This window comes from Parasediminibacterium sp. HNIBRBA5674, from assembly GCF_056745525.1.
The window spans coordinates 1-9,116 of record NZ_JBQWIE010000061.1 but is presented as its reverse complement, the minus strand read 5'-3'; the positions used below and the strand labels follow the sequence as shown (position 1 = coordinate 9,116).

The window sequence follows — 9,116 nt, the reverse complement described above, 5'->3', positions numbered from 1 at the left end:
CTATAAATTGGATTACGCATTTAGTATTTCAGCTAGGTGCTTAATTTGTATCTTACTACCTTGTCTTTTTAATATTCCTTCCATGTGCATTAAACAACTCATATCTACACCGGTAATCACTTGTACATCATTTCTAGCATGATCTTCAATCCTATCTTTTCCCATTTTCACTGATACAGCTTCCTCTAAAACACAAAAAGTTCCCCCAAAACCACAACATTCATCCTTTCTATCGATGCTTATTAATTCTATACCACTTACTAAGTTTAGTAATTGCTGGGGTTTAGAGAAAGGTGCCGCTACTAATTCAGTCATTTGCGACAAGTGTAAACCTCTTTGACCATGGCATGATTGGTGCATGCCAACTTTATAAGGAAAATGGGCATTCAATTCTTGTACTTCTAAAACATCAATTAAAAATTCAGATAATTCAAATACTTTACTGCGTATTTCTACGGCAATGCTCTCATCTATTTTTGAATGCAGGTGATCTTTTATATGTAATGTACAGCTACCCGATGGGCAGACGATATAGTCAAAATTTGCAAAATTTTCGATAAATAAATCGTTACAGCCTTGCAAGTGTTCAAAACCCGAGTTAGCCATCGGCTGACCACAACATGTTTGATTAAGTGGATAAACAACATCACAGCCTTGCTTTTTTAATAATTGTAGCGTAGCAATGGCAACCTGTGGGTAAAATTGATTGACATAACAAGGTATAAACAAACCAACTTTCATATAACATCTATTTAATGAACGCTTTTCTTAATGCTTCAGTTTGCTCATCATTAATTGGTACCATTTCACCAATGGATGCAGACATGACTAAAGATTTCGCACTAAATTCTGCTACTTCTAAGTAATCAAATGTTTGTAAAATACCATCACCTACAACTAGTACACATTCGTTACTAATTAAAATTGCTGGCTTTTCCTTTGAAATGTAATTCGGTATATCATTAGCACTTTTGTACTGATGACCAAATTCTAACTGATTAATATCTTTTAGAAAAATCCAACTTTCAGGAATCGTTCTAACATTAATTTCTTTACCAGTTACTGAGAAAGCCATTAAGTAGGGCGACTGTGTGAGTATAATGGAATTGATTTCTGGATGACTGGCATAAATTTGCTGATGTAAATAAGTAGTGCGGCTAGGTATTTTACCTGGCTCTCGTTGACTGTCTTTAATCTGCACTATGTCACTTGGTTGTAAATCCCATCTAGATACACCTGTGGGTGTAATCAAAAAATCATTCCCTTGCCACCTAGCCGAAACAGTGCCATAAGAACTAATCATCAACCCTTGCTGACAAGCTCTGTGCACAATATTGCATATTTCTGTTCGCTTTTCTTGTTCTATACTATCACGAGTAACCCGTAACATTTCTGGTAAAGGCGCAGGAATTTGGGTATTAAAATCTTCAATTATTTCGTTACTTAAATATTTAGGTGCCCCAATTTGATTACCATAAATAATAGTATTTGCACAAAACTCTAAGGTTTCAAAACGTTGAAATGCATCTGACAAATCTGTGCCACCTATCACTGTACCATGATTTTCCATGATGACAGCATTGTAGCCTTTTTTAAATTCAATGGCAATTTCATCCCCTAGCATCTCACTACCAGGCAATTGATACTTAGCATAGCCAATATCACCACAAATTTGCTTGGCTTGCGATATGATATTCGTATTTGGGATTTTTCTTACAATACTAAACGATACCAATGCTGGTGGGTGTGCATGAATAATGGCTTTCACATCAGGCCTTGCCGCATAAATGGCTTTGTGAAATGGAAATTCAGATGAAGGTTTGTAATTGCCGATTATACTGCCATCGGCTTTAACACAAACAATGTCTTTTGCAGTTAAAGAACCCTTATCAATACCCGATGGTGTTATCCAAATATTATTATCAGAATCGATTATAGAAACGTTTCCGCCACTAGTTGTTGTTAAACCTCGGCTATAAATTCTTGCTATTACAAGCGCAATTTGTGCTTTTGGATGTTGTAGTACGGTATCTAATATCATCTTCTAATAATTTTCTTTACGTCTATTATATTCTGTGGCACTTGCTTAGTATTCCAAAATTTATGAATAGCTTGTGCTGCGCCAATGGCAGTTGCCTGCGCTACTTCTGATGCATAAATTTCCATATCAGGAAAAGCATCCGCTAGCAGATACATATAAATAGGATTTTTACTAAACCCACCATCTACAAATAGCATTTTGATAGCCGTTTCTTGAATTATTAGGCGTGTTGAATAAACCTGTTGGCCTATGATATCTAGCATTAACCGATGATATGCAACGTCATAATTTTTATACTCTCTTAAATCTCTTTCTGCAAAGCCAGAATCGCCAAGTAATACAGCGTTTTTTTCTTTACTATCAATATTGAGGGCATTTTTTCTCAATGATTGAATGATATATGTATCGTATTCTACAGTTTTGTAAAAATCTGTTGCAACACCATAGTGCTCTGCTAATCGTTTGGTTTGCTGTTCATGTTCGTAACCAGCAAATAATCTAGAAGCTTTTATTGGCTTACCTCGATATTCCATATAGCAAAGGCAGTCCTCATCCAATTCTTTGATAGTAATAGGCGCTTTATTAAACGGGTTTAAACTTATACACCAAGTTCCAGTGGATATCAAAATAAATGGATCTTGGAAGGCTGTTATATAAGGTATCAATGCAGCAGAACTATCGTGTAAACCAACACCTACTAATAAGTTATGACCGTTGAAAGTAACACGTAACACATTTTCTGATGAAAACAACTTTGGTAGTTTTGCAGCTATCTCCTCATTTTGTAACCATGCGTGGTACTCATTTGAAGTGAAGTTCCAGAGTGCTGTGTGGCAGCCAATACTTGTGATATCAGCATGCACCTGTTTGGTAATCAAATAACTTAAATATTGTGGTAGGTGCAAAGAATAATGCACTTCATTAAATATTTCTGGCCTTTCATACTTCAATCTATACAACTGTAAACCTGAGTTTAAGCTACCTAATTTTGGTGATGCGGTAATTACAGAAAACGCATTATTAGCATCATACTTTCCATAGAAATCACTTAAAAGAGACTCAGGATAAGGTTTCAAATAATTATATAGTGATGTAACTATTCTACCCGCTTTATTTAGATTAACAAAACTAGCACCATATGTAGTGAAATTTACTGCCTTTATTTTGAAATCTGCGAGCGTAAATATTTCAGACATGGCACTCTTTACCCAACGGGTTAGTTCCTCAATATCTTCACATACAAATCCATCTTCGTCTACAATTTCTTGAAATTGTCTTGTATTTTCCCATAAAATATTATAATATTCATCTATTAAAAACAGTTTCTTATTGGTTTTTCCAATGTCAAATATGGCAATAACAGGTGTAGGCATTTTAGTCAATTAGTCAATAGTGAATGGTCAATACATCTCTTTAATCCCATAAATCATTTCAGATCATGGTTCAGAAAATTACAATCCTGTGGCTACTGTTTTTTCGCCTCTTTCTTTCACCAATTCTTTCCTCACATTCAATTGACGGTAAAGACTTAATGGCTGTAAAGCACCACCAGACAATAATCTTGCTTGTGCTACCAATGAACGAACATCTGTTCTATAAGCAGTTTGTAAAATTTCTTGACATCTAACTACATCGTTTACAGCTTGTGCTGCTTTCAATGCTTTTGTATCTACCAATAATGCTTGTGCGTAAGCAATCATAATGGCTTCAATAGATTGTAGTAAATCTTCTAAAGGATCTTTTACATTATGGCTTGCATCAATCATCCAACCTAAATCAGTGGCATGGTTCATGCCTTTTGCATCCATACCTTCAACCAGTTCGTTAAAAATTAAGAACAGTTGGTAAGGGTTTATTGAACCTACGGTTAAATCATCATCACCATATTTGCTATCGTTAAAATGGAAACCTGCTAATTTGTTTTCCATCATCAATAGGCTTACAATTTGCTCAATATTTGCATTTGGTAAGTGGTGACCTAAATCTACCAACGTATAGGCTTTAGGGCCTAATTTAGACGCATATAAATACGATTGTCCCCAGTCACCTACACTCATTGAGTAGAAGTTTGGTTCAAATGCTTTGTACTCTACAAATACTTTCCAATCTTCTGGTAAAGCCGCATAAATTTCTTGCAAACTTTCATACGTTCTTTCCCAAGCACCTCTAAAATTCAATTGTCCAGGAAAGCAAGAGCCATCTGCCAACCAAACAGTTAAAGCTTTAGAACCCAAAGCCACACCTTGTTTAATTACTTCGATATTATGATCAATGGCTTGCTTGCGCACAGCTTTATCTACGTGTTGTAGCGAGCCAAATTTGTAGCTATGTTCTTGGGTAGCTTGGTCTTGAAACGTGTTAGAATTAACCGCATCAAATTTTAAACCGAAGCTATCAGCCAATGATTTAATAGCAGCATGGTCTTGAGGAATATCCCAAGGAATATGTAATGAAATAGCACCGCTTGATTGGTTTAGAGCATGTAACAAACCTACATCAGTAATTTTCTCTTCCAAGTTTCTTGGTTCGCCAGAACCACTAAAACGCCCAAATCTTGTACCACCTGTACCCAAAGCCCATGATGGTATGGCTATTTGAAAAGCCACTAATTTTTGCAACACCTCATCTAAGTTTGCCACGCCTTCAGCCACAAAGTCAAAGCTGCGTTTGTGTGCAGATAACAAGCCTTTATTTTGATCTTCAATCAGTTGTTTGTCTAATAACATTGTATTAATTTTTGCCCCCAACCCCTAAAGGGGCCTTATGAGGAAGTTTAATAATTGTACTACTTTTTGTTATTCATTTACTATCATTTTTAAATACCCACTATTATAATACCCCTTCAGGGGTTAGGGTATTTACGGCATATAAAACACCTCTTTCAGCGGCACACTTACTGGTGAGTTATCAGGATTTGAGGCCATAATATCACCCATATAAGCCCACCACTTTTGCATTACTTCATGCGATGGTAAATTGTCTAACGCCTTTGGATCTTCAGCTTTAAGCACGCCAAATAAACTGTTCGTGGTTTCATCTAAAAAAATAGAATACTCGCTGATACCAGTTGTTTTTAACAAAGCCTGTAAATCAGGCCACAACTCGTCGTGGCGTTTTTTGTATTCTGCTTCTCGACCTGGAAATAAGGTCATTTTAAATGCTACTCTAGCCATACTATCTTTTATTTCTCTCGCAGAAATCACGGAAAACGCTGAATGAAAAATCCTTTCTGCGAAATCTGCGTTTTCTGCGAGAGCTATTCTTTTTATCTCACAAAACCCATAGCAACACCACCATCTACATTCAATACATTACCAGTTGATTTACCTAGTAAACCACCAACAAATGCAAAGCAAGCATTGGCAATATCAGCAGGTAAAATAATCTCATTAAGCAATGTACGTTTAGCGTAGTAAGCAGGTAATTCTGCAACGGTAATACCATAAGCTTTGGCACGACCTTCGGCCCAGCCACCTGCCCAAATATTGCTATCGCTAATCACTGCATCTGGGTTAATTACGTTCACTCTAATTTTATCACCACCCAATTCAGCAGCGTTTAATCTGCTAAGGTGTAATTGTGCCGCTTTTGCAGAACCATAACCAGCATTATTTGGTCCACTTACCAAAGCATTTTTACTTACAATATTGATAACATCACCACCAATATCTTGCTTACGCATTACTGCTACGGCAGCTTGTGTCACAAAGAATTGACCTTTCACTAATACATCATACAACAAATCCCAGTCTTTTTCAGTGTGATCTTGTATAGTTTTAGAGATAGATAAACCTGCATTGTTAATGATGATATCTACACCACCAAAAGCGAGTGCAGCTTCATCCATGGCAGCTTTAATTTGTGCTTCGTTGGTTACATCTAATACAGCCGTTGCATAAGCATCTTTACCGTATTGTGCTTTAAATTCTTCACCAGTAGCTTCTAAACGCTCAGCATTCATGTCATTCAATATAACATACGCACCTTCTTCCACAAATTTCTTGGCAATTGCTTTACCTATACCGCCAGCACTACCTGTTACTAATGCAATGCGGCCGCTTAAGCTTTTAGGCTTAGGCATACGTTGCAATTTGGCTTCTTCTAGTAACCAGTATTCAATGTTAAATGCTTCTTGACGAGGTAATGAAGTGTATTCAGAAATGGCTTCTGCACCTTTCATTACATTGATAGCATTAATATAAAATTCAGCAGCAACACGAGCCGTTTGTTTGTCTTTTGCAAACGTAAACATACCTACACCTCTAAAGATAATTACAACAGGGTTGGTATCACGAATAGCAGGGCTATTTGGGTGCTTACAAGTGTTATAATAGTCAGTGTACATTTGGCGATACGCCTCAAATTGTGGTTGTAGTTTTGCTTTAATAGCAGCTACATCACTTAAGTCATCGCCAGCTTGAATATCTAAAACTAATGGGCTGATTTTAGTACGTAAGAAGTGGTCAGGACAGCTAGTGCCTAATGGTGCTAATCTATCTAAATCATTACTGTTGATGTATTCTAAAACACGGTCATCATCTGTAAAATGACCAATCATTTTTGTTTGAGAAGAGCAGAAACCTCGTAAGATTGGTGCTAATGCAGCTGCTTGTTTGATGCGACCTTCTTTTGGTAAAGATGCTAATTTTTGACCACCAAAAACAGGTGCTTTTTTACCAATATTATCTTGCAAATATTCTGCACAACGTTCAATGACTTCTAAGGTATTGATATAGCTTTCGTAAGCAGTATCGCCCCAAGTAAACAAGCCATGAGAACCTAACATGATACCACGAATACCTGGATTTTCATCCAAACATTGCTTCAATTGAAGACCTAGGTCAAAACCTGGTTTTTGCCATTCAACCCAACCAATTGTTCCGCTGAATAATTCTTGCGTAATCTTTTTACCATCTTTTGCAGCTGCAATTGCAATAGCTGCATCTGGGTGTAAATGGTCAATATGTTTAAATGGTAAAAAACCATGTAAAGCTGTATCGATAGATGGTGCTTTTGAAGCCAAATCGTAAATGCAATGGTTAAACAATTCTACCATTTCATCTTCGTGTTCAATACCACGATACACGTTTTTCAAGCTCAATAAACGATCCATATACAAGGCAGCCAAACCGCTTTTTTTAATAGAGCCTAAATCGCCACCGCTACCTTTTACCCACATTACTTCTGTGGCTTCACCTGTTAACACGTTTTTAGTCATGGCTTTGCAAGACGTATTACCACCACCATAATTGGTTAATCGTAAATCTGCACCTAATAAGTTAGAGCGATAGATTAATAAAGCGACTTCATCACCTGCCATCGATGCGGCTGTTGCATCGTCCCACAAATAACTTACATGCTTAAATTCTGATACTGCTGTTGACATAAAATATTATTTTAAAATTCTAAGGTTTTAATGAATTACCATATCCTACAATAAGTACCGAAGCAATAATTGTGATAATGCCTATAATAATTGTTGTAGTTGTTTTTTTGGTTACACCTTTCCATTCTTTTAATGCCAAGCCCCACATATTGGCTACTAAAATGATGAAAGACATGTGTAAAATCCATGAGCTTGCGCCATTACCCATTTTACTTTCGCCCATACCATAAAAGAAGAATTGTAAAAACCACATGGTACCACCTAAAGCACACAGTAAGTAGTTTTTAAGAAGCGGTGTTTGTTGGTTGGTATAATCACCAAAGGTTTTGTTACGTGCATTTAAAATCATGCACCAAATAAAATTGGTAGTTAAGCCACCCCAAAGTATTACTACGAAAATGACATTGTTTTTAAATAAAAACTCGCCAGTTTCTGCTGGGTGTGCGGCTTTCCAAAGCTCGTTTGCTGTAGCGCCCATGCTGCTACCAGCTTCTATACCAAAGCTAAAACAAGCACTTAGCACACCAGAAATAATGGCTAGTATTAAACCTTTACCCAACTCAAATTCATTGCCACCTGCATCAACATGCCCATGCGCATCTGATGAGCTTTTAACAGCACCATTATTTAAGCCTGCTAAGTCTTTATCTTTCATAGCGCCGGCTTTACCGCTAATAACAATGCCTATAACGCAAACCGCTAATCCTAAAATTACCATGATGCCCCAATGGCTGGTAAATAAATCTACAATGGTGTCTTTGCCCGCAGTAGGATTGTAATAGTAATAAACAGAAGGAATTAATGCCCCAAAAACAGAACATAAACCAAGTATAATAGAGCTACCTAGTGAAACGCCTAAATAGCGTACACCTAAGCCATAGGTTAAGCCACCAATACCCCATAATAAGCCCATTACATAAGTGGCAGCTAGTGTGCTTGCAGGTGTGTTCTTTATAATTTCTGCAAAACCTGGTATGGTTAAATAAGCCGCAATTGGTGGCACCACTAACCAAGAAAATAGTCCGCCAACTATCCAAAAACTTTCCCAGCTCCAACCTTTTACCTTTTTATAGGGCATATAAAAACTGCCCGAGGCAAAACCGCCAATAAAATGAAATATAACCCCTAAAATAACCTGCATGAATTAATTGTTTTCGTAATGGACAATCGTTAAAAATGTAAATCTATAAACCCGAAAACATTGAACTATCCTGAGCTATTATGAGAAGCACAGATTTTTTGTTTCCGAAAAAATAAAAATTAGCTGAAATGTGGAATTGTTTTAAAACAATAACGTCTAGCTATGGTACTAACAGCTACTAGAAATAATAGAGAGAAAATGTAGCAATGATGTATAAGAGCCCGTTTGAAAGCATTTTATAGTTAATGCATGTTGCTTTTAGGCTGCATCTTCGTTAAATCTTTCGCCTTGGATGTTTAACTATCACTACATAATTGGTCTGGTTACACTCAAATATCAACTATAAATTATTCCATCATAGAACCTTCTAGTGGCTATAAATAAAAATGTATACAGGTGAAATATTAACTTAAAATATATGCAAGTACACCTTTTTTAATTCTGCAAATTCGTATACAAATTTAATAAACTAATTAAACGCACATTTTTCAACATTTCAGTACAGTTCAGGATGAACATCTAAATTAACAAATTCACTTTTGAAAAAA

General features: G+C 36.4%; 7 protein-coding genes. All 7 read right to left on the bottom strand.

The features are described from left to right. Positions 1-12: 12 nt before the first annotated feature. The 7 genes from ACT9TX_RS17865 to rhaT all read right to left on the bottom strand — a co-directional run bounded on the left by ACT9TX_RS17865 (position 13) and on the right by rhaT (position 8,568). A complete protein-coding gene (locus ACT9TX_RS17865; RefSeq protein WP_481340373.1) occupies positions 13-741 on the bottom strand; it encodes a (Fe-S)-binding protein in 729 nt (242 codons plus the stop codon). Between the two features lie 7 nt (positions 742-748). Next, complete coding sequence (locus tag ACT9TX_RS17860; RefSeq protein WP_481340371.1) at positions 749-2,041, bottom strand: class II aldolase/adducin family protein; 1,293 nt, start codon at positions 2,039-2,041, stop codon at positions 749-751. Continuing rightward, on the bottom strand, positions 2,038-3,414 hold the full coding sequence (locus tag ACT9TX_RS17855) for an FGGY-family carbohydrate kinase (RefSeq protein ID WP_481340369.1): 1,377 nt from the start codon (positions 3,412-3,414) through the stop codon (positions 2,038-2,040). Before ACT9TX_RS17855 ends, ACT9TX_RS17860 begins: the two co-directional genes overlap by 4 nt. A 78-nt stretch (positions 3,415-3,492) precedes the next feature. Next, complete coding sequence (locus ACT9TX_RS17850) at positions 3,493-4,767, bottom strand: sugar isomerase (protein ID WP_481340367.1); 1,275 nt, start codon at positions 4,765-4,767, stop codon at positions 3,493-3,495. A gap of 132 nt (positions 4,768-4,899) precedes the next feature. Continuing rightward, positions 4,900-5,214 carry an L-rhamnose mutarotase gene (rhaM, locus tag ACT9TX_RS17845; RefSeq protein ID WP_481340365.1) on the bottom strand — a complete coding sequence of 105 codons (315 nt, stop codon included), beginning with the start codon at positions 5,212-5,214 and terminating at the stop codon, positions 4,900-4,902. A gap of 92 nt (positions 5,215-5,306) precedes the next feature. Continuing rightward, a complete protein-coding gene (locus ACT9TX_RS17840) occupies positions 5,307-7,427 on the bottom strand; it encodes a bifunctional aldolase/short-chain dehydrogenase (RefSeq protein WP_481340363.1) in 2,121 nt (706 codons plus the stop codon). A 19-nt stretch (positions 7,428-7,446) separates the two neighbouring features. Then, positions 7,447-8,568 carry an L-rhamnose/proton symporter RhaT gene (gene rhaT, locus ACT9TX_RS17835; protein WP_481340361.1) on the bottom strand — a complete coding sequence of 374 codons (1,122 nt, stop codon included), beginning with the start codon at positions 8,566-8,568 and terminating at the stop codon, positions 7,447-7,449. Positions 8,569-9,116: the final 548 nt, after the last annotated feature.